This is a genomic window from Pseudomonas sp. R3-18-08, assembly GCF_003852065.1.
In the GTDB taxonomy this organism is placed as follows: Bacteria; Pseudomonadota; Gammaproteobacteria; order Pseudomonadales; family Pseudomonadaceae; genus Aquipseudomonas.
Map to the genome: position 1 here is coordinate 3,810,346 of NZ_CP027729.1, position 25,308 is coordinate 3,835,653.

The 25,308-nt window shown below is 63.1% G+C and carries 21 protein-coding genes, 4 tRNA genes and 1 riboswitch; of the genes, 8 read left to right on the top strand and 17 right to left on the bottom strand.

What is annotated here, in order from left to right; translation table 11 throughout:
- Nucleotides 1–25 precede the first annotated feature (25 nt).
- The 10 genes from C4J92_RS17435 to uvrB form a co-directional block, all read right to left on the bottom strand.
- Nucleotides 26–985, bottom strand: a complete 960-nt coding sequence (locus C4J92_RS17435) for a tRNA-dihydrouridine synthase (RefSeq protein WP_124363608.1) — start codon at nt 983–985, stop codon at nt 26–28.
- A 55-nt stretch (nt 986–1,040) separates the two neighbouring features.
- Nucleotides 1,041–1,475: a thioesterase family protein gene (locus C4J92_RS17440; protein WP_124363609.1), complete on the bottom strand. Its 435-nt coding sequence runs from the start codon at nt 1,473–1,475 to the stop codon at nt 1,041–1,043.
- A gap of 39 nt (nt 1,476–1,514) precedes the next feature.
- Nucleotides 1,515–2,348: an alpha/beta hydrolase gene (locus tag C4J92_RS17445; protein ID WP_124404729.1), complete on the bottom strand. Its 834-nt coding sequence runs from the start codon at nt 2,346–2,348 to the stop codon at nt 1,515–1,517.
- A gap of 14 nt (nt 2,349–2,362) precedes the next feature.
- Nucleotides 2,363–2,902, bottom strand: coding sequence for a TetR/AcrR family transcriptional regulator (locus C4J92_RS17450; protein WP_124404730.1), 540 nt, complete (start codon nt 2,900–2,902; stop codon nt 2,363–2,365).
- Between the two features lie 182 nt (nt 2,903–3,084).
- Nucleotides 3,085–3,160, bottom strand: a tRNA-Glu gene (locus C4J92_RS17455).
- A gap of 78 nt (nt 3,161–3,238) precedes the next feature.
- Nucleotides 3,239–3,314, bottom strand: a tRNA-Ala gene (locus tag C4J92_RS17460).
- A 49-nt stretch (nt 3,315–3,363) separates the two neighbouring features.
- Nucleotides 3,364–3,439, bottom strand: a tRNA-Glu gene (locus C4J92_RS17465).
- A 78-nt stretch (nt 3,440–3,517) separates the two neighbouring features.
- Nucleotides 3,518–3,593 (bottom strand) — tRNA-Ala (locus tag C4J92_RS17470).
- A gap of 147 nt (nt 3,594–3,740) precedes the next feature.
- Complete coding sequence (gene gltX, locus C4J92_RS17475) at nt 3,741–5,222, bottom strand: glutamate--tRNA ligase (protein WP_124404731.1); 1,482 nt, start codon at nt 5,220–5,222, stop codon at nt 3,741–3,743.
- Nucleotides 5,223–5,409: 187 nt separating this feature from the next.
- Nucleotides 5,410–7,425, bottom strand: a complete 2,016-nt coding sequence (gene uvrB, locus C4J92_RS17480) for an excinuclease ABC subunit UvrB (protein ID WP_124371268.1) — start codon at nt 7,423–7,425, stop codon at nt 5,410–5,412.
- 342 nt (nt 7,426–7,767) lie between these two features.
- Between uvrB and C4J92_RS17485 the strand changes: the two genes are divergently transcribed.
- Nucleotides 7,768–8,964, top strand: coding sequence for an amino acid aminotransferase (locus C4J92_RS17485; RefSeq protein ID WP_124404732.1), 1,197 nt, complete (start codon nt 7,768–7,770; stop codon nt 8,962–8,964).
- Between the two features lie 102 nt (nt 8,965–9,066).
- The gene (locus C4J92_RS17490) at nt 9,067–9,276 is read left to right on the top strand and encodes a hypothetical protein (protein ID WP_124404733.1); all 210 of its coding nucleotides are present in this window, start codon (nt 9,067–9,069) and stop codon (nt 9,274–9,276) included.
- A 169-nt stretch (nt 9,277–9,445) separates the two neighbouring features.
- Here the strand turns inward: C4J92_RS17490 and C4J92_RS17495 are convergent, their stop codons facing one another.
- Entirely contained in the window at nt 9,446–10,318 is an 873-nt protein-coding gene (locus C4J92_RS17495) for a LysR family transcriptional regulator (protein ID WP_124404734.1), read from the bottom strand.
- A 105-nt stretch (nt 10,319–10,423) separates the two neighbouring features.
- Between C4J92_RS17495 and C4J92_RS17500 the strand changes: the two genes are divergently transcribed.
- A complete protein-coding gene (locus tag C4J92_RS17500; protein WP_124404735.1) occupies nt 10,424–11,815 on the top strand; it encodes an aldehyde dehydrogenase family protein in 1,392 nt (463 codons plus the stop codon).
- Between the two features lie 548 nt (nt 11,816–12,363).
- Here C4J92_RS17500 and C4J92_RS17505 read toward each other — a convergent pair.
- Both C4J92_RS17505 and C4J92_RS17510 read right to left on the bottom strand, forming a co-directional pair.
- Nucleotides 12,364–12,666, bottom strand: coding sequence for a protealysin inhibitor emfourin (locus tag C4J92_RS17505; RefSeq protein WP_124371273.1), 303 nt, complete (start codon nt 12,664–12,666; stop codon nt 12,364–12,366).
- 28 nt (nt 12,667–12,694) lie between these two features.
- Nucleotides 12,695–13,756 (bottom strand): M4 family metallopeptidase, encoded by a 1,062-nt coding sequence (locus C4J92_RS17510; protein WP_124404736.1) that lies wholly within the window; start codon nt 13,754–13,756, stop codon nt 12,695–12,697.
- Nucleotides 13,757–13,891: 135 nt separating this feature from the next.
- Here C4J92_RS17510 and C4J92_RS17515 point away from each other — a divergent pair, with 135 nt between their 5' ends.
- The 4 genes from C4J92_RS17515 to C4J92_RS17530 all read left to right on the top strand — a co-directional run bounded on the left by C4J92_RS17515 (nt 13,892) and on the right by C4J92_RS17530 (nt 17,937).
- Entirely contained in the window at nt 13,892–14,818 is a 927-nt protein-coding gene (locus tag C4J92_RS17515) for a DNA/RNA non-specific endonuclease (RefSeq protein ID WP_124404737.1), read from the top strand.
- A gap of 37 nt (nt 14,819–14,855) precedes the next feature.
- A riboswitch (cobalamin riboswitch) is annotated at nt 14,856–15,050 on the top strand.
- Nucleotides 15,051–15,164: 114 nt separating this feature from the next.
- Nucleotides 15,165–16,175 (top strand): ABC transporter substrate-binding protein, encoded by a 1,011-nt coding sequence (locus tag C4J92_RS17520; protein WP_124404738.1) that lies wholly within the window; start codon nt 15,165–15,167, stop codon nt 16,173–16,175.
- Nucleotides 16,172–17,176: an iron ABC transporter permease gene (locus C4J92_RS17525; protein ID WP_124367693.1), complete on the top strand. Its 1,005-nt coding sequence runs from the start codon at nt 16,172–16,174 to the stop codon at nt 17,174–17,176. The genes C4J92_RS17520 and C4J92_RS17525 overlap by 4 nt, the downstream gene beginning before the upstream one ends.
- Nucleotides 17,173–17,937 carry an ABC transporter ATP-binding protein gene (locus C4J92_RS17530; RefSeq protein WP_124404739.1) on the top strand — a complete coding sequence of 255 codons (765 nt, stop codon included), beginning with the start codon at nt 17,173–17,175 and terminating at the stop codon, nt 17,935–17,937. Before C4J92_RS17525 ends, C4J92_RS17530 begins: the two co-directional genes overlap by 4 nt.
- Here C4J92_RS17530 and C4J92_RS17535 read toward each other — a convergent pair.
- From C4J92_RS17535 to C4J92_RS17545, 3 genes are all read right to left on the bottom strand, one after another.
- The gene (locus C4J92_RS17535) at nt 17,929–21,768 is read right to left on the bottom strand and encodes a response regulator (RefSeq protein ID WP_256657504.1); all 3,840 of its coding nucleotides are present in this window, start codon (nt 21,766–21,768) and stop codon (nt 17,929–17,931) included. The two genes, C4J92_RS17530 and C4J92_RS17535, sit on opposite strands and share 9 nt — an antisense overlap.
- Nucleotides 21,769–21,861: 93 nt before the next feature.
- Nucleotides 21,862–22,827 (bottom strand): alpha/beta hydrolase fold domain-containing protein, encoded by a 966-nt coding sequence (locus tag C4J92_RS17540; protein WP_124404741.1) that lies wholly within the window; start codon nt 22,825–22,827, stop codon nt 21,862–21,864.
- Nucleotides 22,827–23,267 carry a TspO/MBR family protein gene (locus C4J92_RS17545; RefSeq protein WP_124404742.1) on the bottom strand — a complete coding sequence of 147 codons (441 nt, stop codon included), beginning with the start codon at nt 23,265–23,267 and terminating at the stop codon, nt 22,827–22,829. The genes C4J92_RS17540 and C4J92_RS17545 overlap by 1 nt, the downstream gene beginning before the upstream one ends.
- 196 nt (nt 23,268–23,463) lie before the next feature.
- Between C4J92_RS17545 and chrA the strand changes: the two genes are divergently transcribed.
- The gene (gene chrA / locus C4J92_RS17550) at nt 23,464–24,663 is read left to right on the top strand and encodes a chromate efflux transporter (protein WP_124404743.1); all 1,200 of its coding nucleotides are present in this window, start codon (nt 23,464–23,466) and stop codon (nt 24,661–24,663) included.
- On the opposite strand, the gene C4J92_RS17555 is transcribed toward chrA, so the two are convergent.
- Entirely contained in the window at nt 24,652–25,224 is a 573-nt protein-coding gene (locus C4J92_RS17555) for a nucleotidyltransferase family protein (RefSeq protein WP_124404744.1), read from the bottom strand. The two genes, chrA and C4J92_RS17555, sit on opposite strands and share 12 nt — an antisense overlap.
- Between the last annotated feature and the right edge of the window lie 84 nt (nt 25,225–25,308).

Consider the following 25,308-nt stretch of genomic DNA (forward strand, 5'->3'; position numbering starts at 1 on the left):
TATAAGCAGTGGTCGTTGACTGGCGTCAGGCAGCCAGTGGATGAGGCATCCCCAACAGGCGACTGACCTGCTCCAGGTCGGTCTCGCGGCGCATCGCCGTAAACAGCTGCACCGCCTCAGGGTAGTTGCGCGTCAGCATCGCCAGCCATTGCTTCAAGCGGCCGGGCGCCTGGCGCTCAGTCAATTGCGCCACCGATTGGGTCCAGAACTCCTGGAGCATCGGCTGCATTTCGGCCCAGGTCATTTCCACCACCTCTTGCCCTGCGCGCGCCGCCGCGATCTGCCGCGCCAGGTCAGGGCGCGCCACCAGGCCACGGCCCAGCATGATGTCTTCGGCGCCGCTGACTTCGCGGCAACGCTGCCAATCTTCGACGCTCCAGATGTCACCATTGGCAAACACCGGCACCTTGACCACTTCCTGCACCCGCGGGATCCACTCCCAATGGGCCGGCGGCTTGTAGCCATCGGTCTTGGTACGCGCATGCACCACGATATGCGCGGCGCCGCCTTCGGCCAGCGCCGTGGCGCAGACCAGCGCGCCATCCGGGCTGTCGAAGCCCAGGCGCATTTTGGCGGTGACCGGGATATGGGCCGGCACCGCACGGCGCACATGCTCGACGATCCGGTTGAGCAGCTCCGGCTCCTTGAGCAGCACGGCACCGCCTCGGGACTTGTTGACGGTCTTGGCCGGGCAGCCGAAGTTGAGGTCGATCACCTGCGACCCCAACTCGCAGGCCAGGGCGGCGTTTTCCGCCAGGCATACCGGGTCAGACCCCAGCAACTGCACGCGCAGCGGCACGCCCGCCGCAGTCTGGGCGCCGTGCAGCAGCTCCGGGGCGAGCTTGTGGAAATAGGCAGGGGTGAGCAAGCGGTCGTTGACGCGGATGAATTCGGTCACGCACCAGTCGATACCGCCCACGCGGGTCAGCACGTCCCGCAGGATGTTGTCGACCAACCCCTCCATGGGCGCCAAAGCAATTTGCATGGAAAACACTCAACAAAAATCGTGGCGCAGTTTACTGGGTTTCCCGCAACAACCGTTAACCCCCTGTCAGCGCAGGCCCATAGCCCTCGATAAACTCGACGGGCATGCGCTTGGGCCTGCCGCTGGACAGCTCGATGCACACGAAGGTGGTTTGCGCGCGCAGCAAGGTGGCGCCGTCACGCGGACGCACCAGCTGGAAACGCCGCGTCATCTTCAGACGCTGGTCCCAATCGACGATCCACGTGGCCAGTTGCAGTTCATCGCCTTCGTAGCCGGCCGCCAGGTAGTCGATCTCATGACGCACCACGGCCATGGCACGGTCCAGGCGCCGATACTCGGTGAGGTCCAGCCCCAGGCGCTGGGAATGGCGCCAGGCGCAACGCTCCAGCCAGGACACGTACACCGCGTTATTGGCGTGCCCCAGTCCGTCGATGTCCTCAGGGGCGACCTGCAGATCGATGATAAACGGCGTTGCCAAATCCCAGCCCATGCCTTGCTCCAGTCGATTGATGTCGGCGGGCGCAGTGTATCAGGCGGTTTGGCGCGCCTGTACATGGCAGCTCGCCAACAGGGCAAGTACGCCTTCGATCACGCGCGGGTCCGCGAGGACCTTCTGATGCCCGCCCTGCTCCAGGCGCAGCAGGCGGCTGTCGAACCAGGCCTCGTGAATGGCTTGAGAGGCTTTGACCGGGACGAACGTATCGTCTTCGGCATGCACGATCAGGCCGGGAAGATTCATGTGGTAATGGGCGACATCCAAGTGCTTGAGCGGCATGCCGAAAGACAGCTCCACCGCGTGGATAAACGCTGAACGCGCGCGCGGCGGCAAACCCACCATTCGCGTGAAACCGCGCAGCGCATCGAGGAACCGCGACGGCGCAGCGATGCTCACTAACGCCTGCGTGCGCAGCCCCAGTTGCACCGCCAGCATCGCGCTGGCGCCGCCCATCGAGTGGCCGACCACCGCATGCAGCGCAGGCAACTCAGCCGCCGCCTCGAGCATGGCACGGGCGAACAACAGCACGTTTGCTTCGCGCCCCGGCGAATGACCATGGGCCGGGCCGTCCAGCGCAATCACCGAATAGCCGTTCTCTACCAATGCCGTAATCAGGCTGGCGAACTGCGTAGGCCGCCCTTCCCAACCGTGCATCAGCAACACCGCCGGCCCCTGCCCCCAGCGCAGCGCCGACAGGCCGAAACGCAAGGTGATGCGCTCCGCTTGCGCCAGCAACGGCAGCTCCCACGCTCGCGGCGGCAGCTCGCGCGGCGTCATGAAGGTGCGACGCATCCTGTTGGCCGCCACTTGCGGTGCAAGTCGGCCGACAGTGCCGTTGAAGCCACGAACCCAGGTCAAGTCGCCCATGCGGTGAACCCTCTTCAGCGTACCGCCGACTTGGCGGCGCGCAGCACACGATCGGACAGCTCGCCGGGGCCGAGGGCCCGCGCCAGTGTCAGGCCGCCGATCATCAGCGCCATGTCGGCCAGCGCCTTGTCGGTGTCTTCCGGGCTGGCCGCCAGTTGGGCCGCCATCAGCTCGCAGTGTTCGCTCAAGGCCTGGCGGAATTCGTCCGGCAAACGGCCCATCTCGCCGACGGTCGCCGGCAGCGGGCACGCCTGGGCGGTGGAATCGCGGTGTTTGCGCGACAAGTAAAATGCCGCCACCAGGCTTCGGCGCTCTTCGCCGGTGAGTGTTGAGTCGATGTCTTCGATCGCCGCGCGGCGCCTGGCCAGCAACTGGGTGAACGCCTCCAGCATCAGCGCGTCCTTGCTTTCAAAGTGCGCGTAAAAACCACCGACCGTCAGCCCCGCCGCCCCCATGACTTCGCCGACGCTCGGCTCAGCCGGGCCACGCTGCACCAATGCCGCGCTGGCAGCCTGCAATATGCGTTCGCGAGTTTGCGCTTTCTTGTCGCTCATCAAAGCCTCCGTCTGTCATGGGTTGAATATTATTACCATAATAATATTGCGCAAGCGAGAAGCGTGACCACTGGTCAGAACGCAAAAAAGGAAGTAAGGAGAGAGTTGGCCAAACGCCAGACAAACAAAAGGGCCATTCAATAATTGAATGACCCTTAAAAATCCCGCAGAGCGGGTAATCGTGGCGTCCCCTAGGGGACTCGAACCCCTGTTACCGCCGTGAAAGGGCGGTGTCCTAGGCCACTAGACGAAGGGGACACAAACCTTCTGTACAGTGATCGGTGCTTGGACCGATCGATTCAAGGACGGTGTGGCCGGAACCTTGAACCTGTAAATTGGTGGAGCTAAACGGGATCGAACCGTTGACCTCTTGCATGCCATGCAAGCGCTCTCCCAGCTGAGCTATAGCCCCGATTTTTCGCCTGGCGGCGCAGCAGACCTTTCGAACTGCTTGTTGAAACTGGCGTCCCCTAGGGGACTCGAACCCCTGTTACCGCCGTGAAAGGGCGGTGTCCTAGGCCACTAGACGAAGGGGACAAAACCTTCTGTACAACTGATCGGCGCTGAGTGCCGATCGATTCAAGGACGGTGTGGCCAGACCTTGAACCTGTAAATTGGTGGAGCTAAACGGGATCGAACCGTTGACCTCTTGCATGCCATGCAAGCGCTCTCCCAGCTGAGCTATAGCCCCTCATCGGTGAGGACGGGGCGAATCTTAATGGCGGTTTCGAAACGTGTCAAATTTATTTTCAACAATTTTCAAAATTTTTTGCCGGGATAACAATCACTTACCGACGAAACCCCGAAAAACCGGGGTTTCGTCCCTGCAGCCGCCTGCTTAAGCGATAGCGCCCAGCAGTTTTTCCCACTCTTTGTTTTCTTTCTTTGAAACACCACCAAGCAAATCAAGGGCTTGGCGCAGACGGAAACGCGTGAGGTCCGGGCCGAGGATTTCCATCGCGTCGAGCACCGACACCGAACTGGCCTGCCCGGTAATCGCGGCAAACATCAGCGGCATGGCATCGCGCAATTTCAATTCCAAGGACTCGACCACCGCCTGGATCGTCGCGGTGATCGCATCCTTCTCCCACTGGCGCAGACTTTCGAGCTTCCACAGGATCAACTGCATCAGCTGGCGTACTTGGTCACCCGAGAGCTTTTTCGATTCGAACAGCTTGACGTCCGGGTTCACGCCACCGGCGAAGAAGAAGCTGGCCAACGGCGCAATCTGGCTGAATGTTTCCACCCTGCCCTGCACCAGCGGCGCGATCTTCATCATGTACTCGGGGTTGAGCGCCCATTGCTGCACGCGGCTGGCAAACTCTTCCACCGGCAGGTCACGCAGCCACTGGCCGTTGAGCCACGACAGCTTCTCGATATCGAAAATCGGCCCGCCCAGGGAGACGCGGGACAGGTCGAAATTATCGACCATTTCCTGCAGCGAGAACTTCTCGCGCTCATCCGGCATGGACCAGCCCATGCGCCCCAGATAGTTGAGCATCGCCTCGGGCATGAAGCCCATGCGCTCGTAGAAGGTCACCGACGTCGGGTTCTTGCGCTTGGACAGCTTGCTCTTGTCCGGGTTACGCAGCAGCGGCATGTAGCACAACTGCGGCTGTTCCCACGCGAAGTATTCGTAAAGCAGGATCAGCTTCGGCGCCGACGGCAGCCATTCTTCGCCGCGCAGCACGTGGGTGATGCCCATCAGGTGATCGTCGACCACGTTGGCGAGGAAGTACGTCGGCAGGCCGTCGGTTTTCATCAGCACCTGCATGTCCATGCGATCCCACGGGATTTCGACATCACCGCGCAGCATGTCCGGCACCACGCATACGCCTTCGCTCGGCACTTTCATGCGGATCACATGGGGCTCGCCGGCGGCCAGGCGCGCGGCCACTTCTTCTTTCGATAGCAGCAATGCGCGGCCGTCGTAGCGCGGCGTCTCGCCACGGGCCTGTTGCTCGGCGCGCATCTGGTCGAGTTCTTCGGCGGTGCAGAAGCAGGGGAACGCATGGCCCATGTCCACCAGCTGCTGGGTGTACTTTTTATAGATGTCGCTGCGCTCGCTCTGGCGATACGGGCCATGAGGGCCGCCGACGTCCGGGCCTTCGGCCCAGGTGATACCCAGCCAGCGCAGCGCATCGAAAATCTGCTGCTCCGACTCGCGGGTGGAGCGCAGTTGATCGGTGTCTTCGATCCGCAGGATGAATTCACCGCCGTGCTGCTTGGCAAAGCAGTAGTTGAACAAGGCGATGTAAGCAGTGCCGACGTGGGGATCCCCAGTAGGCGATGGCGCAATGCGCGTGCGGACGGTGGTCATGGCAGGTCTCGAATGGGCGATATAACTGAAAATTGAAACAAGGGGCGAATGGTAACAGCCTGGGTGATTTCTGGAAAACCGAGGTGCGGCTCATCGGGGGCAAGCCCCCTCCCACACTTGGACTTGCGAACGCCCTCACATGTGGGAGGGGGCTTGCTCCCGATGAGGCCGGCACAGTCACCGCCAATCAAACCGCCAGCAACCGCTCGCGCAACTTGCCAATCTCATCGCGCGTCTGCGCCGCGGCCTCGAACTCAAGATCCCGCGCCAACTGATACATCTTCTCTTCCAACTGGCGAATCCGCTTGGTGATCTCACTCGGCGAGCGCAGTTCGTTCTCATACTTGGCGCTTTCTTCGGCGGCCTTGGCCATGCCCTTGCGCTTCTTGCTGCGCGAGCCGGGCACGGTGGCGCCTTCCATGATGTCGGCGACATCCTTGAACACGCCTTTGGGCGTGATGCCATGCTCCAGGTTGAACGCGATCTGCTTCTCGCGACGGCGATCGGTCTCGCCAATCGCCCGCTCCATCGACCCGGTGATGCGGTCCGCATACAGGATCGCCCGGCCATTGAGGTTACGCGCCGCACGGCCGATGGTCTGAATCAGCGAGCGCTCGGAGCGCAGGAAACCTTCCTTGTCCGCGTCCAGAATCGCCACCAGCGACACCTCCGGCATGTCCAGGCCTTCGCGCAGCAGGTTGATGCCCACCAGCACATCGAAAGTACCCAGGCGCAGGTCCCGAATGATTTCCACACGCTCCACGGTGTCGATGTCCGAGTGCAGGTAGCGCACGCGCACGCCGTGGTCGGCCAGGTAATCGGTCAAGTCTTCGGACATGCGTTTGGTCAACGTGGTGACCAGCACGCGCTCTTCCAGGGCCACGCGTTTGTTGATCTCCGACAACAGGTCGTCGACCTGGGTCAGCGCCGGGCGGATTTCGATTTGCGGGTCCACCAGGCCAGTAGGTCGCACCAACTGCTCGATCACTCGGCCAGCATGTTCGGCCTCGTAGTTGCCAGGCGTGGCGGACACGAAGATAGTCTGCGGGCTGATGGCTTCCCATTCGTCAAAGCGCATCGGCCGGTTGTCCAGCGCCGACGGCAGACGGAAGCCGTATTCCACCAGGGTTTCCTTGCGGGAGCGGTCGCCCTTATACATCGCGCCCACTTGCGGCACGCTGACGTGGGACTCGTCGATCACCAGCAAAGCGTCCGGCGGCAGGTAATCATAGAGGGTCGGCGGCGGCGCACCGGACTCGCGGCCCGACAGGTAGCGCGAGTAGTTTTCGATGCCGTTGCAGTAACCCAGCTCGAGGATCATCTCCAGGTCGAAGCGGGTGCGCTGCTCCAGGCGCTGGGCTTCCACCAGCTTGTTGTTGGCGCGCAGGTATTCCAGGCGCTCGGCCAACTCGACCTTGATGCCCTCGATGGCGCCCATCAGGGTTTCACGCGGGGTCACGTAGTGGCTTTTCGGGTAGAAGGTGAAGCGCGGCAGTTTGCGGATCACCTCGCCGGTCAACGGGTCGAAGGCCGACAGGCTTTCGACTTCATCGTCGAACAGCTCGATGCGGATCGCTTCCAGGTCGGATTCTGCCGGGTAGATATCGATCACATCGCCGCGCACGCGGAATGTGGCGCGGGCAAAGTCCATGTCGTTGCGGGTGTACTGCAGGCTCGTCAGGCGCCGCAGCAGTTCGCGCTGGTCGAGTTTGTCGCCACGGTCGACGTGCAGCACCATTTTCAAATAGGTTTCCGGACTGCCCAGGCCGTAAATGCACGACACCGTGGTGACGATGATCGCATCCTTGCGTTCCAGCAGGGCCTTGGTCGCCGACAGCCGCATTTGCTCGATATGGTCGTTGATCGACGCATCCTTCTCGATAAACGTATCGGAGGACGGCACATACGCTTCCGGCTGATAGTAGTCGTAGTAGGAAACGAAATATTCGACCGCGTTGTTCGGGAAGAACGCTTTGAACTCACCGTACAACTGTGCGGCGAGGGTCTTGTTCGGTGCCAGCACCAGGGTCGGGCGCTGCACCTGCGCGATCACATTGGCGATGCTGAAAGTCTTGCCTGAACCGGTCACCCCGAGCAACGTCTGATGCGCCAGGCCGGCCTCGATACCTTCGACCATCTGGCGAATGGCTTCCGGCTGATCGCCGGCGGGTTCAAAACGGGTGACGAGCTGGAAATCCGACATAACGTACCTCGTGTGGTCACCCCAGACTCAACACCGCCAGGGACGAAATAGCTCAGCAACCCGCGAATAGTCATCGCAGGCTGCAGGAAAAAACCATGATAGCCGTAGTAGTGGTGACGAATGTGACGGGTTTCAAGGTAATCGCCCTACCTTCGTCCGGGATCAATATTGCAATAAGACTAACGGTCGGCAAATAAACCGAAAAACTTGGCCGAAAAGCCATTTCGGCTGTCGCCCTCTGCAGTGATGGCCTCTATACTAGCTCCCCGTTTGTGCACCGCTCTAGTGCATCCGGCTGGAGCGCGACACGTCCCTCCCTTCCCCCATAGAGCTGCCGCAAAAATGAGCCTGTTCTCCGCTGTCGAAATGGCACCACGCGATCCAATCCTGGGCCTCAACGAAGCATTCAACGCTGATACACGAACCACCAAGGTCAACCTTGGCGTGGGCGTTTACTGCGACGAGGAGGGGAAGATTCCACTCTTGCGTGCCGTTGCCGAAGCGGAAGCCATTCGTGTGGCGCAACATGCTGCCCGTGGCTACTTGCCGATCGACGGGATCGCCGCCTACGACAAGGCCGTGCAAACCCTGCTGTTCGGTGCCGAGTCGCCGCTGCTCAGCGCTGGCCGCGTGGTCACTGTGCAAGCCGTCGGCGGGACCGGGGCGCTGAAAATCGGCGCCGACTTCCTCAAGCAGCTGCTGCCCGACGCCGTCGTCGCCATCAGCGACCCGAGCTGGGAAAACCACCGCGCGCTGTTCGAAACCGCCGGTTTCCCGGTGCAGAACTACCGCTATTACGACGCCGCCACCCACGACGTCAACCGTGCCGGCCTGCTCGACGACCTCAACGCTCTGCCGCCGCAGTCCATCGTGGTGCTGCATGCCTGCTGCCATAACCCGACCGGCGTCGACCTGAGCCCGGCCGACTGGCAGAAGGTGCTGGACGTGATCAAGGCCCGCAACCTGGTGCCGTTCCTCGACATGGCCTACCAGGGCTTTGGCGACGGCATCCACGAAGACGCCGCCGCCGTGCGCCTGTTCGCCGAATCGGGCCTGACCTTTTTCGTGTCCAGCTCGTTCTCCAAGTCGTTCTCCCTGTATGGCGAACGCGTGGGCGCCTTGTCCATAGTCAGCGAATCCAAGGAAGAAAGCGCGCGCATCCTGTCCCAGGTCAAGCGTGTGATCCGTACCAACTATTCCAACCCGCCAACCCATGGCGCGGCGATCGTTGCAGCGGTACTGAACAACCCTGAGCTGCGCGCCCAGTGGGAAGCCGAACTTGCCGAAATGCGCCTGCGCATCCGCGGCATGCGCGAGCAGATGGTGGCCGAGCTGGCCAAGGCGGCTCCCGGCCACGACTTCAGCTTCGTTGGGCGCCAACGCGGGATGTTTTCCTACTCCGGCCTGAGCGTCGAGCAAGTCACCCGCTTGCGCAGCGAGTTCGGCATCTATGCCTTGGATACCGGGCGTATCTGTGTGGCGGCGTTGAACCAGTCCAACATTGGGGCTGTGACCAACGCGATCGTTCAGGTGCTGTAAATCTGCCAGCGTTATACGCAGGGGGGAAGCCAATGGCTTCCCCCTTTTTGCTGGCGAACCCACTAGACTGGACGCCAACTGCCCTTTTGCTGCGAGAACCCTATGAGAGACGACGACCTGGACCTGCGCGCCGACCGCGACGAACTGGACCACTTCACCCCACGTGCGCCCCAAGCCAAGCGCCAGAAAAGCCTGGTGCTGCAAGTGGCGCTGGGTGTGTTCCTCGGTGGCCTGGCGTTGTGGCTGGTGCAATTGGGCGCGACGGCGATCATGGCCAAGCTGGCCATGGGCACCTTCCAGTTCGGCGGCTGATGAAGGTCACACTGTGGGAGGGGGCTTGCTCCCGATGTTGTAGGAGCGAGCTTGCTCGCGAAAAACTCACAGCCACCGCGTTTATCCAGGAATTACGCGTTATCGTTGAAGTTTTTCGCGAGCAAGCTCGCTCCTACAAGATTAGGGCCTGCCCCCTCCCACATTGGATTCAGGCTGCTACTAACCCGCGCTTCTCCAACAGCTTTACGAAGCTGTTCAAACTCTGCGACACCGTGCCCCTTCGCCAGATCAGCCAGGTGTTCAACATGCGGTAGCTGTCGGCCAGTGGCCACACGCTCACCGCCGCAAACCCCGGCATGCTTTCCAGCATGCTGCGCGGCATCAACGCCAGCCCTGCCCCGGCGCTGACGCACGCCAGCATGCCGTGGTAAGACTCGATCTCGAAGATCTTGCCCGGCACCGCGCCATCCTGTGAGAACCAACGCTCGAAGTGATGCCGGTAGGAGCAGTTCGAGCGGAAGGTGTAGATATTCTCGCCATTCACCTCCCGCCCCCGCGTGATGGGTGCATGGTGCAGCGGTGCGATCACCACCATTTCTTCCTCGAACACCGCAACGCCCTCCAGGGTGGAGTGCAGCACCGGGCCATCGACAAAAGCCGCCGTCAGCCGCCCGGACAACACGCCTTCGATCATCGTGCCCGACGGTCCTGTGCTCAGGTCCAGCTCGACCTTGGTGTGTTTCTGGTTATACGCCGCCAGCAACGCGGGAATACGCACCGCCGCCGTGCTTTCCAGCGAGCCCAGGGCAAACGCGCCTTGGGGCTCCTCCCCCGCCACCGTTGCGCGGGCTTCTTGTACCAGATCGAGAATACGCCGCGCATAGCCGAGGAAATTCCACCCGGCCGGTGACAGGCGCAGGCGGCTCTTCTCGCGGATGAACAACTCAACGCCCAGATCCTGCTCCAGTTGCTTGATGCGGGTGGTCAGGTTTGACGGTACCCGATGGATCAACTGCGCGGCGGCGCTGATGCTGCCTTGCTCGGCAACGGCCTTGAAGATTTCCAACTGCACCAGATCCAATTCATTCTCCAATCGTGAACGTATTGCTTAATATTATTCAGTTTCCAGAAAAGGTACAGCGCCGTACGCTGAGCTTCATTCCAATCATCCCAGCAGGACGGTGCCATGAACGCTATTTCTCACCAGACCCACGCCTTGTCGATCAACCCGGCCAACGGTGAAACCGTTGCCAGCTACGCGTACGAAAGCCAATCGCAGCTGGATGCCGCCCTCAACCGCTCCACTGCGGCCTTCCGCACCTGGCGCCGCCAATCCGTCAGCCAGCGCGCTGAATTGCTGCTGGCCCTGGCCAGCGCCCTGCGTGACCAGGCCGAAGCCATGGCACAGATGATCACCCTGGAAATGGGCAAACCGATTGCCCAGGCCCGCGCCGAAATCGAGAAGTGCGCCCAGCTCAGCGAGTGGTATGCGCAGCACGGCCCCGCCATGCTCGCCCCGGAGCCAACCCTGGTCGACAACGGCACCGCCCACATCGAATACCGCCCGCTGGGCCCGATCCTCGCCGTGATGCCGTGGAACTTCCCGGTGTGGCAAGTGCTGCGCGGCGCCATCCCGACCCTGCTGGCCGGCAACACCTACGTGCTCAAGCATGCGCCGAACGTGATGGGCAGCGCCTACCTGATCCAGCAGGCGTTCCAAAAGGCCGGCTTCGCTGAAGGCCTGTTCGAGGTCATCAACGTCACGACCGAGGGTGTGTCCAGCGCCATCGCCGACCCACGCATTGCCGCCGTCACCCTCACCGGCAGCGTGCGCGCCGGTATCGCCATCGGCTCCCAGGCCGGTGCGGCACTGAAGAAATGCGTGCTGGAACTGGGCGGCTCCGACCCGTTCATCGTGCTCAACGACGCCGACCTCGACGCAGCCGTACAGGCCGCGCTGATCGGCCGTTTCCAGAACAGCGGCCAAGTCTGCGCCGCCGCCAAGCGCCTGATCATCGAAGAAGGCGTAGTCAACGCCTTTACCGCCAAGTTCCTCGAAGCCAGCCGCAACCTGGTGATGGGCGACCCGACCTCGCCGGCCACCTACATCGGCCCCATGGCGCGCTTCGATTTGCGCGATGAACTGCACGGCCAGGTCCAGGCCACCGTCGAAGAAGGCGCGACCCTGTTGCTCGGCGGCAACAAAGTGGCCGGCGCCGGCAACTATTACGAGCCCACCGTACTGGCTGACGTCACCGACCAGATGACCTCGTTCAAACAGGAACTGTTCGGCCCCGTCGCGTCGATCATCACCGCACGCGACGCTGACCATGCAGTGGCACTGGCCAACGACAGCGAATTCGGCCTGACCGCGAGTATCTTCACCCGCGACCCGGCGAAGGCACGGGACATCGCCAACCAACTGGAAACCGGTGGGATCTTCGTTAACGCGTTCAGCGTCTCCGACCCTCGGGTGGCCTTTGGTGGCGTGAAGAAAAGCGGGTTCGGGCGCGAACTGTCGCACTTTGGCGTGCGCGAATTCTGTAATGCGCAGACGGTGTGGCTCGACCGCAAATAAACAGCCCTGGCTTCAACACACATCAAATGTGGGAGGGGGCTTGCCCCCGATGGCGGCCTGACAGCCGACCAAGCTGTTGGGTCAGAGCGAGTACATATCCGTTGCTGCGGTAACGGCTGCTATGGGTTCCGCCCTTACGGCGTCTCACTTTTGAAAAGCGCAAAAGTAAGCAAAACGCTCTTGCCCCACCACTCGGCACCTCGCTTAGGCTCGGTGTGCCCGCAATCCGACAGTGATTTGGGGGGCCGCCGCCACGCGCCATCCATGGCGCGGGGCGGCTAAACCGGCATCCCTGCCGGTTTACCCCCCAAATCACTGTCGAATTCCGGCCAGCGTGGTTTAACGGGGCGCCTAGATCAAGAGCAAGATCAAGAGCGGCTCGCTTCGCATCGTGGTTAGCGTAGGCTGCTACAAAGTTGTGTAGATACCTATGCCCCGATAGCGGTGGATCAGCCAAGCATCTGTCACTGACACACCGCGTCGGGGGCAAGCCCCCTCCCACATTTGGATCCAGGCAGCCCTGAAGGGCCGTATCAGACTTTAAGCAATCAGCGAATATGCCGCCGCACGCACTGCACCAACCCGTCCAGCGCCTGCGACTTCACCGGCGCCAATACGCACACCGTGTGTTCACGCTCACCTTCACTCACGGTGAGCGTGTAATGCACCTGCCCCGGGTTGTCGGAGGAAGGTTGGGTGCTTTGCGGCAACTGGAAAAACTCCGATTTCTCGATCAATTGCCGCAACTCCCGCTGGTCCTGCTCGGGTAACTTGTCCAGCTCGACACTGCGCGGCTGGGCCAGGCCCGGAAAAAACGCCGGGCCGCCGTTTTCCTTGATCGAGATGCGCATGGCTGTTCCTCACCGCTCTGGCGGATTGTCAGACGTTAATGCCCACTGCTTTCCAACCTTCCTTGACGGCCTTCTGCTCATCCTTGCTCGCGCCGTAGAGACGCCCGGCCACATCGTAAGTGATACGTGCAAAACGCAGAAACCCTGAGTTGGGTCGCAACCGCGCGTCGCGCAAAGCGTCGTACCAGATGCGCCCGGCACGCTCCCAGGCAAAGCCGCCGATCCGGGTGGCAACCTGATAGAACGCATGGTTGGGAATACCGGAATTGATATGCACGCCACCATTGTCGTCATAGGTGTGCACAAAATCATCCATGTGTCCCGGCTGCGGGTCCTTGCCCAGCAACTTGTCGTCAAACGCGGTGCCGGGGGCCTTCATCGAGCGCAGGGCGGTGCCTTTGATCTTTTTCGTGAACAGCCCCTTGCCGATCAGCCAGTCGGCGTCTTCGGCCTTCTGCTGCAGCGCGTACTGCTTGATCAATGAGCCGAACACGTCCGACAGCGACTCGTTCAACGCACCGGACTGGTTGAAGTACATCAGTTTGGCTTCATCCTCGGTGACCCCATGGGCCAATTCATGGCCGATCACATCGAGTGCCACGGTGAAGCGGTTGAACAGCTGCTGGTCGCCATCGCCAAAGACCATCTGGGTCGAATTCCAGAACGCATTGTTGTAGTCCTGGCCGAAGTGCACGGTGGCATCCAGCGCCATGCCGGCATCGTCGATGGAATTGCGGTCGAAGACCTGCTCGAAAAAGTCGAAGGTCGCGCCCAGGCCATCGTAGGCCTCGTCCACCGCCGCATCACCGCTGGCGGGTTGCCCTTCGCTGCGGATCAACTTGCCCGGCAGGCTGTCGGTGTTGTCGGCGCTGTAGATCGAGCGCTGTTTCTCGGCACCCGCCACCAGCGCCATGCGGGCGGGGCCTCTGGCGGGTACGGCGACCATGCGCAACGAGCGGAACGTGCTGTCCTTGGCGCGCGTACGCAGCGCCACCTCGCGTTGGGCTTTATCGCCGTGGCGTGCAATCTGGTCGAGCATGTACGGCGGGATCAGGCAGAAAATCGGGTTGCGCGATTGGCGAACACACATAAGCTGGCTCCTTTTTGGCGTGTGGTGAACGTCCGGTTAACGACTTCAGGATAGACCGGAGTCTGCCGCCTGGGCCAAATTGTCATGAAATCATGTTGCAGTCGTGTTTATCCGATCCTCACCAGGAAGCCTTCCATGCCCGCACGTAACGTCAAAATCGACCTGGCCTACCGCCCAAGGCTTGCCGACCTTCGCCCCTTGGTCACGCCCACACCCTCCCTGCTGGAAGCCAGGGCCGCCGCGCCACGCGTCAGCGCAGCCAAAGACCTGCAAGACCGGCGCGGCTATGCCGAGGATTTTCTCGGCAGCTTCGCCGTGCCCTGGCCCACGCTGGACCCGACCCTGGCAAGCGACGCCCAGTCCCGCCTGGACTACATGCACTTTTCCATCAGCATGTCGCGGTCCCGACGTCTGGCGCTGTATGTCGGCGTCAACATCGACGGCGCCAAGCACGTCGATATCGTGCGCAGCAACGACACCTGGGCCTACGATGGCCGCCTGCCCATCGACGCCCAGGTGGGCGAAGACCTCTACGCCGGCAACGGCCTTGACCGTGGCCACCTGGTGCGGCGCCAGGACCCCAACTGGGGCGCCGACGCAAACACCGCCAACGGCGATACCTTCCATTTCACCAACTGCTCGCCGCAGATGAGCGGCTTCAACCAGAAGACCTGGCTGGAACTGGAGGACTACATTCTCGACAACACCCAGCGCTGGAAAGCCCGCGCCAGCGTATTTACCGGCCCGGTATTCGCCGACGACGACCGCCTGTACCGGGGCGTGAAAATCCCCAAGGCGTTCTGGAAAGTCGTGGCCTACCTCGGCGACGACGGCAAACCTTCCGCCAGCGCCTATATGATCGACCAGAGCCGCGAGCTGGGCCAACTGGACCTGGTCTTCGGCCCGCTCAGAACCTACCAGCGCAGTGTGATCCAGATCGAGCAGTTGACCGGCATCCGCTTCGGCAACCTGGCCGACTACGACGGTTTCAGCAATGAAGAGCGCGCCACGGGAACGCGGATCGAAGCGCTGATCCGAGGGCCTGGGGACATTCGCCTGTAACCGGCGTCACTTCCACCTCCCTCTCGTGGGCCGAATCAACTACCATAGCGCCGCCGGTTCCCCCACGGGACTAATAGGGAATTCGAAACGCCGCCCGCGACGTCAATCGAAACTGCCCCCGCAACTGTAGGTGCCGAGCCTGCTCCCCACTGCCACTGGACGTTGTCCGGGAAGGCCGGAGCCGGGCGATGACGCATCAGTCAGGAGACCTGCCGGCCCAGTGACTCACTAACCGGCGGGGTGTCCGGGAAGGCCATCCTTGCCCTGCCCGGCCGGCAGCGTTCGTGGGTGTATTTCCGTACCGTACCTGCCCTGCTTCACCGACGGTTCAAACGGAGATTGCCCCATGCTGCCACGCGTTACGGCCCTGATCATCGGCCTGGGTTGCTGCGCCCTGGCCCACGCCGCGCCTACCCACTACCCGCTGACCCTGGAAAACTGCGGCATCCCCGTCACGTTCCAGCAGGCGCCCGCGCGCAGCGTGACCATCGGCCAGGCCGCCACCGAGATGCTGTATGCGTTGGGCGTGGCCGATAAAGTGGTCGGCACCTCGCTGTGGTTCAACACCGTATTGGCGCAGTACCAGGCGCAGGACGCGCGCATCGAGCGCCTGGCCAATAACGAACCGAGCTTCGAAGCAGTGATCGCCAAGCGCCCGCAACTGGTGGCCGCCGAGCTGGAATGGGTGGTCGGGCCCCAAGGCGTGGTGGGCACCCGCGAGCAGTTTCAGGAACTGAACATCCCGACCTACTTGCTGCCCTCCGACTGCGAAGACAAAGACAACCGGGTGGGCGCCGACGGCACGCGACTGCAGCCGTTTCGCATCGAGACGATCTACAAGAGCCTCAGCCAATTGGCCGAGATCTTCGACGTACAGGCGCGCGGCCAGCAACTGACCGATGAACTCAAGGCGCGCCTGGCCACGTCCATCGCCACCGTGCAGCGCAAAGGCTTGAAGCAAGCCAGCGCGCTGGTGTGGTTCTCCAGCGCCGAAATGGCCAGCGACCCCTACGTGGCCGGCCATAAAGGTGTACCCGAATTCATGCTGCACACCCTCGGCCTGCGCAACGTGGTGCAGTCCGATGAAGAATGGCCCGCCGTCGGCTGGGAAACGCTCGCCAAGGCCAACCCCACCTTCCTGGTGATCGCACGCATGGACCGACGCCGCTATCCCGCCGACGACCATGAAAAGAAGCTGGCCTTCCTGCGCAGCGACCCCGTGACCCGCAACATGGACGCGGTGAAACACAACCGCATCATCATCCTCGACGCCCTGGCGCTGCAGGCCAGCCTGCGCACATTCGACGGCCTCGACCAACTGGCTGCGGCCATCGACGGCTACGACCTGGCGCAATGATACGGACCCTGCTCGCCCTCACACTGCTGCTGATCGCCCTGCTCGCTGGCGTGGCCATCGGCGAAACCGCCATCTCGCCGCAGGTGGTGCTCCAGGTGCTCGCCAACAAACTCTGGGCGGCCGGCTACGCACTCGACCCCATCGATGAAGGCGTGGTGTGGAACTACCGCCTGACCCGTGCCCTGGTGGCCGGCGCCTGCGGTGCGGGCCTGGCAACGTGCGGGGTGATCCTGCAATCGTTGCTGCGCAACCCGCTGGCCGATCCGTATCTGTTGGGCATCAGCGCCGGCGCTTCGACCGGTGCGGTGCTGATCGCGTTGATCGGGGTGGGCGGCGGATTGATTTCGCTGTCGGCGGGCGCATTCGTCGGCGCCATGGCCGCGTTCGCCCTTGTGATTCTGCTGGCGCGGGCCAGCGGCTCGTCCAGCGGCACCGGGCAGATCATCCTCGCGGGTATCGCCGGCTCGCAGCTGTTCAATGCGCTCACCGCGTTCCTGATCACCAAATCCGCCAGCTCCGAACAGGCGCGGGGCATCATGTTCTGGCTGCTCGGCAACCTCAGCGGCGTGCGTTGGCCATCGGTATGGCTGGCGGTGCCGGTGGCGGTCGTGGGGCTGGTGGTGTGCCTGTGGCACCGTCGCGCACTGGATGCGTTTACCTTCGGCACGGATTCGGCGGCCGCCCTCGGCATTCCGGTGCGGCGTGTGCAGTTCGTGCTGGTGGGCTGCGCGGCGGTGGTGACGGCGGTGATGGTGTCGATTGTCGGCTCCATCGGTTTTGTCGGGCTGGTGATCCCCCATGCCGCACGCTTGATCCTCGGCACCGGGCACTCCCGTCTGCTGCCCGCGAGTGCTCTGGGCGGCGCGTTGTTCCTGATCGCCGCCGATGTGCTGTCGCGCACCCTGATCAAAGGCCAGGTGATTCCGGTGGGGGTGGTCACCGCGCTGGTCGGCGCGCCGGTGTTTGCGCTGATCCTGATCGGTCGGAGGAATGCGCGATGAGTGTGTTGAGCTGCAGTGGGCTCGGCTTCAAGGTGCGCGAGGCCGAGTTGCTGTGCGACATCCACCTTGAAGTTGCGGCGGGTGAAACCCTGGGTATCGTCGGGCCGAACGGGTCGGGCAAATCGACCTTGCTCAAGTTGCTCGCGGGGTTGCGTACGCCGGCCAGCGGTGAGGTGCGCCTGGGCGACAAGCGTTTAGGCGATTTGTCGCGCCGCGCCATCGCGCAGCACGTGGCCGTGGTGGAACAACAGGCCGATACCGACGACGCCATCCGCGTGTTCGATGCGGTCGCCCTGGGCCGCACGCCGTGGCTGTCGGCATTGAGCCCGTGGTCGAGCGAAGATGACACCATCGTGCGCCAGGCCCTGCACGACGTGGACGCCACACACCTGAGCCATCGCGCCTGGCGCAGCCTCTCCGGCGGCGAACGCCAACGCGTGCATATCGCCCGCGCACTGGCGCAGCGCCCGCAGATTCTGCTGCTGGACGAGCCGACCAACCACTTGGACATCCAGCACCAACTGACGATTCTCAAAGGCGTGCAGGCGCTTCCGGTCACCACCTTGATTGCCCTGCACGACCTCAACCAGGCGCTGACCTGTGATCGCCTGGCCGTGCTCGACCATGGGCGGCTGGTGGCGCTGGGTAAACCGCTGGAGGTACTGACCCCGCAACGGTTGCAGGCCACCTTCGGCGTGCAGGCGCATTACCTGACCGACCCGTTCGACGGCGCGCAGATTCTACGCTTGCGCTCAGCCTGAGCCCGCAGGTGTCGAACAGGCCCTGCGCAGGATCAGCAACAGTTGATGAATGGAATACGGCTTGTGCAGCAGGTCGAAACCGTGGGTGCCTTGTTGCGCCAGCACATGGCTGTAGCCACTGGTGAGCACGATGGGCAAGGCGGGCCACAGCCGTTGGATTTCCTTGGCCAGCTCGAGCCCGTTCATGCCGGGCATCATCACATCGGAAAACACCACGTCGAACGCGTCGGCCTCATCGGACAACAATTTGAGGGCCTGCTCGGCATTCATCGCCCAGGTCGCCTGAAAGCCCAGTTCCTCCAAGGCCTGGGTGGCAAAGGTGCCCACTTCGACGTTGTCTTCCACTACCAGCACGTGGGTGCCACGGCCCTCGGTCATCGGCGCCGCCTCGAGCTCCACCTCCGGTTCCCGCGGCTGCGCAATGACTTTGGGCAGGTACAACGTAAACGTCGAACCTCGACCGAATTCGGTGCTGACCCGCACTTCGCCGCCCGACTGTTTGGCAAAGCCGAACACCTGGCTAAGGCCAAGCCCGGTGCCCTGCCCGACGTTCTTGGTGGTGAAAAACGGCTCGAATATGCGCTCCAGATGCTCAGGGCGTATGCCGCTGCCGGTGTCGCTCACCGCGATCGCCACAAACGCCCCCGGCACCGCAGGCTGGCCGCGCAGGGCCGGGAGGGTGTCGACCGAGGCGACCGCGATGGTCAGGGTACCCACGCCTTTCATCGCATCACGGGCATTGACCACCACATTGACCAGCGCCGAATCGAACTGGCTGGAGTCGGCATAAACGAAACAATCGTAGGGCGCCAGCTCAGTGATGACGCGGATATGGGCACCACACAGCGATTCGATCATTTCCACCAGCGAGGTCACGCTGTGGCTGACGTCGAACGCCTGCGGCTTCAAGGCCTGGCGACGGGCGAACGCGAGTAACTGCCCGGTGAGACGCGCCGCTCGGTTGACCGTGTCGGAAATCGCCGCCAGATAACGGCTGCGCCGCGCTTCGGGCAGTTCCGGGCGCTCCAGCAGGTCGAGCGAAGAGCGAATCACCGTCAGCAGGTTATTGAAGTCATGGGCCACGCCGCCGGTGAGTTGGCCCAGGGCTTCGAGTTTTTGCGCCTGGCGCAGTTGTTCTTCGGCCTTGCTGCGCTCTTCCATGGCCTCGGTGATGCGCTGTTCGAGGGTTTCATTGAGCGCCTGCATGCCCAGCTCGACCCGTTTCTGATCGGTGATGTCCTGCACCAAACCGAACATTTTCAGGGTGCGCCCGTGGGCATCGAGTTGCGGCATGCTGCGCACCAGGATCCAGCGCACCTGCTGGTCATCAACGCGGCGGATGCGGCACTGGAAATCCCAGCTGCTGCCCTGGGTCACCGCGCGCGTGAACGTCGCCTCGACCGCGTCGCGGTCTGCGGGCAGCACATGTTCCAGGAAGGTCTGCATGCCCCAGTGCGGCACCCGCTCGTGGTAACCGAAAATCTGGTCATGCCGCTCGGCGCGCACCGTGCTGTCGGTGACGATATCCAGTTCCCACTCACCGATCTGCCCGGCGTCGATCGCCAGGCGCAGCCGCGCTTCGCTTTCGCGCAACGTCGCCACGCGGCGGTTGCGGGCGCGCTCCAGATGGGAGGTGACGCGGGAGACCAGCTCGCGCGCCGAAAACGGTTTGATCAGGTAGTCATCGGCGCCGGCGGCCAGGCCCTCGGCGCGGGCTTCTTCACCTGCACGGGCCGACAGCAGAATCACCGGCGTCGTCTGCAAGCGCGGGTCTTCACGCACGGCGCGCAACAGGCCAAAGCCATCGAGCACCGGCATCATCACGTCGGTCAAGATCAGTTGCGGCGGGTTTTCGCGGGCCGCCTGCAGCGCGGCCTGCCCATCGGTCACGGTTTCTACGTCCAGGCCGGCGGCGTACAGCAGGCGCGCGACGTAAGCGCGCATATCGGCGTTATCGTCCGCCAGCAACACGTGGCCCTGGAAGGACTCGGCCTCAGGCTCAGGGTGTGTCTGGGCCACGTCAACCAGCGCTGATGCATCCGGCAACCAGCCAAGCGCCTCCTCCACGTAGGCACTCACATTGGTGGTAGAACCGTACTGCAACGCCTCGGTATGCAGCGGCTTGGGGACATGCCGGCTGCCCAGCGGCAGCCGGATGCTGAACGTCGTGCCGACCCCCACCTCACTGCTCACTTCCAGCGTGCCGCCCTGCAGCCTGACCAGTTCATCCACCAGCGCAAGGCCGATACCCGAGCCTTCAAACGAGCGCCCCGCAGGGTTTTCGATCTGGTGGAAGCGCTCGAACAAACGCGGCAGTTCATGGGCCGCGATGCCGGTGCCGGTGTCACTCACGCACACCTGCGCAGCGCTGCCATCGGCGCTGGGCGCAATGCTGACGCGGATGTGCCCGGCCAGGGTGAATTTGAAGGCGTTGGAGATCAGGTTCAGCACCACCTTTTCCCACATGTCGCGGTCGACGTAGGCCGCCTCGGGCAAGGGCGTGGTGTCGATGAGCAACGCCAGGCCGGCGCGCTCGCAGGCCGATCGGAAGTTGGAGGCCAGGTCAGCGGTGAGTGCCGGCAAGTCCACCGGCGCATAGGTCGCCTGGGCGCGGCCGGCCTCGATGCGGGAAAACTCCAGCAGCGAGTTGACCAGTTTGAGCAGGCGCTGGCCGTTGCGATAAGCCAGCGTGACCCGCTCACGCTCATCCTCGGGCAGCGTATCGCCCAGGGCCAGCGACTCTTCCAGCGGCCCGAGCATCAAGGTCAGGGGCGTGCGAAATTCATGGCTGATGTTGGTGAAAAAGGTGGTCTTGGCCTGGTCGATAGCCGCCAGGGCGTCGGCACGCTGGCGCTCATACTCGCGCGCGCGCACGGTGGCCAATGCCGCCGAGAGCGCTGCCCCCAGCAGTTCGTAGAGCCCTCGGTAAATATCGTTCATCGGCAAGCGGGGTGACGCGCCGGCCACCAGAATCAACGGGGTCTGTGCGTCGTCCGGCACCACCAGCGGCAACACAAAGGCGGTCAGGGACGGCTCCGGGTAGGGCCCGCAGGCCACGCCGGCAAACAGCGCCTCGATGTTGTCCACCTGCAGCGTGCGCTTTTGCTCGCACGCGGCGCCCAACGGCCAGGGCGTGGCGTCGGCCGCGTCGATCCAGGCCGGTGATGCGGCGGTGTTAGCGGCGATACCGCTGTGTTGTGCCAGGCGGTAACCCTTGCCTTGGGCGTCCCACTCATAAAACAGCAGGAACGGAATATCGAAGTTGAACTCCGCCAGCGTCCGCACCGTCAACGCGATCAGTTTGGGCAAGTCATCGGCGACCGCCAACTGCCCGGTCAGATCGCGCAACGCACGGGTGCGCCGCTCGGCGAGGATGGTCACCGTGGTTTCCGTCACCGGGTGAAACAGCCCGCCGATGCCGCCGGTTTCATCACGAATGGGCGAAATGGAAAAGGTGAAGAAGGTCTCTTCCAGGTAACCGTTGCGCGTGAGGAACATGCGCTGGTTTTCCAGGAAACTGGTTTGCCCCTCCAGCGCCTCGGTGAAGGGACCGCCGATGGCCGGCCACGCACTGGCCCAGGTCACGTGGTAACCCTCGCCCAAAGCGCGCGGATGCGACTCGCCGCACACCACCTTGTAGCCGTCGTTGTAGATCTGGGTGTTCTCCGGGCCCCAGATGATATTGATCGGGAAATTGGACGCCAGGCACAGGCTGACGGTGGTGCGCAGGCTCTGGGGCCAGGATTCGATCGGCCCCAGCGGGGTTGCCGACCAATCTTTGGACTGGATCAGGGAGGCCTGTTCGCCACCGCCCGACAAGAAGGAATGCATAATCACGGGTTTGGACCACCAACAGATTTAGGCGATTGCAAAGGCATGTATCTGTCACTGTGACCACCGCCGAATAAAAACCTCCCATTGAACTCATTCAGGGCCAGGGTCGAAGGCGTTGCAGGGCGTCGAGAGTTGCGGGGTGTGCAGACGCGCCGTTATCCAGCCACGGCTGTACACCAACACCCTGTCTGCCATCGCCACGGGAAAATGAATAAACCCATGGGCCGACTCCGGCAACAGATGCGCCTCCACCTGACTCCAGCGCTCGGCGATCAGCAGCGTGTCGTCCTTGAGCGGGTCCAGTTCGCCCACGAACATCAACGCTGGCGGCATGCCGGCGAAGTCACCATACAAGGGTGACAGGGGCGGCTGTCGACGCTCGTCGTCGCTGATCCCCGGCGTGAGCAAGCGCAGCGCCGTGACCATTCCCGGCCCATCGAGCAACAGCGTTTGCGGCCCGGCGTTGCGCACACTCGGCGTGCCGGTCAAGTCATACACCCCGTAGTACAACACCGCGCCATGGACACGTTGGAGCAGCAGCGGCCATTGCTTCAACGCCAGCAACGTCGCCGCCGCCAGATGCCCGCCGGCTGATTCGCCGACAAAAAACACCGGCAGGCCGGCAAACTCCGCACAGTCCGCCAACAGCCAGCGCGCAGCGGCCAGGCAGTCTTCCAGCAACCCTTCCACCGGCGTGTTGACCGCCAGCCGATAGTCCACCGACACCACCGCCACGTCGCACGCGCGCACCATGCCGAGGTTGAGGTCGTCATTCATCTGCGCATTGCCGATCACCCAGCCGCCGCCGTGGATATCCAGCACCACGCCCTTGGGTGCACCGGCGGGCCGCAGGATGCGCACCGGCACGGCGCCGATAAGCCGGATTTCCACCACCGGCGGTTTCTGGAACCTTTGCCGGGTGCGCAGCAGTGCCTGGATCACACGCGGCGTGACGCGGTTGCGGATCTTGAAGCGCGGCAGCCACGCAAGCGTGCGATTGAAGCGGCGCATCTGGGCCAGTTCGGTCTCGCTGGCGGGCCAGTGTTGGTAAGCCATCAACGGTTATTCCGCAGGATCGAGAAGTTCAACGCCGCCGCTACGCACAGCCAGGCCAGGTACGGAAACAGGATCAGGCCGGTAACCAGGTCCAGACGCACTGCCAGCACCACCATCGCCGCCACGGTCAGCCACAGCAGCACAATGATCACCATCCCGGCGAGCAAGCGATGCGCGCCGAAGAACACCGGCGTCCACAGCGTATTCAACGCAATCTGCGCGGCCCACAGCGCCAACACCATCTCGCTGCCCGGGATCAGGCTCAAGCGGTAACCGGCCCAGGCCAGCAGCAGGTAGATAATCGTCCACGCCACCGGGAACAACCAGTTGGGCGGAGTGAAGCTGGGTTTGACCAGGGATTCGTACCAGGCGCCGGGTTTGAAAATCACACCGGTACTGGCGGCGGCGGCGCAGGCGAGCAGGAAGATGAAGAAGGTCATGGTCGGTCCTTGAGGTTAAAGGGTTGGAAGGCAAGGCTATGCTTTAAATGACTCAAATCGGCGCCGATAAATTCAATGTGCACGGCAAAAATGACAGGCAGGCCGTCTCTTCTACGCGTCATGAAAAATCGGTAAGGTGCCCCACCAGCCCACATCGATTTGCCGGGTTCTGCACACGTCATCAGAGAGCCTCACCTTGCCCGCTACCCTTGCCGATCACCGCAGCAGCCTTGGGTCAGTGTTCCTGATCTTCCTGCGCCTGGGCCTGACCTCCTTCGGCGGGCCGATTGCGCACCTGGGTTATTTCCGCGAGGAATTCGTCACCCGCAGGCGCTGGCTCAGCGAACGCAGCTATGCCGAACTGGTCGCCCTGTGCCAGTTCCTGCCCGGCCCGGCCAGCAGCCAGGTCGGCATCGCATTGGGCCTGTCACGCGCAGGTTACGCCGGTGCCGTGGCGGCCTGGGCCGGGTTCACCTTGCCGTCGGCCATCGCGCTGATCCTGTTTGCCCTGGGCCTGTCTTACTATGGCAGCGCCCTGCCCGCCGGCGCGCTGCATGGCCTCAAGGTTGTCGCCGTGGCGGTGGTGGCCCAAGCCGTGTGGGGCATGGCGCGCACCCTGTGCCGGGGCTGGGTGCGGATAATATTGATGCTGGGCGCCGCCGGTTGGGTACTGCTGCAGTCGTCTGCCTGGAACCCGGTGGCAGTGATCGTCGTGGCTGGGGTGGTCGGCCTGCTGCTGTTCAAGCCCGCGCCCCGTGCCGAGCCCGACGCATTGCCCATCGCCATCAGCCGCCGTGCCGCAACGCTGTGGCTGGCGCTGTTCCTGCTGTTGCTGGTGGGCTTGCCGCTGCTGGCCGACTGGGCGGGCGACCCCACGCTGGCGCTGGTGGACGCCTTCTACCGCACCGGCTCACTGGTGTTTGGCGGCGGCCACGTGGTGCTGCCGTTGCTGCAAGCCCAGGTAGTGCCCAGCCAATGGGTGAGCAATGACGTTTTCCTCGCCGGCTACGGCGCCGCCCAAGCCGTGCCCGGCCCGCTGTTCACCTTCGCGGCCTTTCTCGGCGCCTCGATGACCCACGCCCCTACCGGCTGGCTGGGCGGCCTGATCGGCCTGCTGGCGATCTTCGCGCCGTCATTTTTGCTGATCTTCGGCGCGCTGCCCTTCTGGGCCAGCCTGCGCCACAGCCCCCGCACCCAGGCCGCGCTGGCCGGCGTGAACGCGGCGGTGGTGGGTTTGTTACTGGCGGCGTTGTACCGGCCCGTATGGACCAGCGCGATTTTCAGCGTTGACGACCTGGCCCTGGCATTGCTCGCCTTGGCGGCACTGATGCTGATGAAGTTGCCGCCGTGGCTGGTGGTGATCGGGTGCAGCTTGCTCGGCGGTTTATTCGGCTGACCCCGGCGGCACAATCCTGAGCCAAGGCCAGCGTTCCTGATAACTCCTGGCCTTGCGCAAAAACAGCTCGGGCTCTGCATGCAGCGGGTTGATGCGCAGCACGCCCTGTTCCACATCCGCCAAGCCATACGGCGCATACACCTCACCCGTGGCAATATCCAAGGCAATGCACGTACCCGCCACCAGATAACGGTCCACCCCTTGCCTGGCCGAGTGCAACTGAGGATACGGCCGGCCAAAGCGCTGCCCATACCACAGATGAACCCGCGCCTGGTTCTTCACCTCCACATTAACCCCCAAGTCCCGGAACAACGACTCGGCCCTGCGGATCACCGCATCCTCAGCCTCGTAGGACAAGTCCGGGTCGAAGTAGAAAACGTCATAGTCCTTCACCCCAGCATCAACCGGCCGACTCGCCTGATGATTCCACACCGCTTGGAACAGACAGCCCGCCGTGAGCATGCACTGCTCCAGCCCGAGCGACGGCAAACGCGCGGTGATTTCAGCGTTGACGGGGTTGGCCATGGCCAGTTTGAGCAAGGTGTCGACGGTCAATGTCATGGGGTCCCTGGGTGGTCAATTCGGTGCGCAGAGACTCTACAACAGCGCAGTGAAGGATTTGGTGAGGCGCTGAATTTTTTTGTG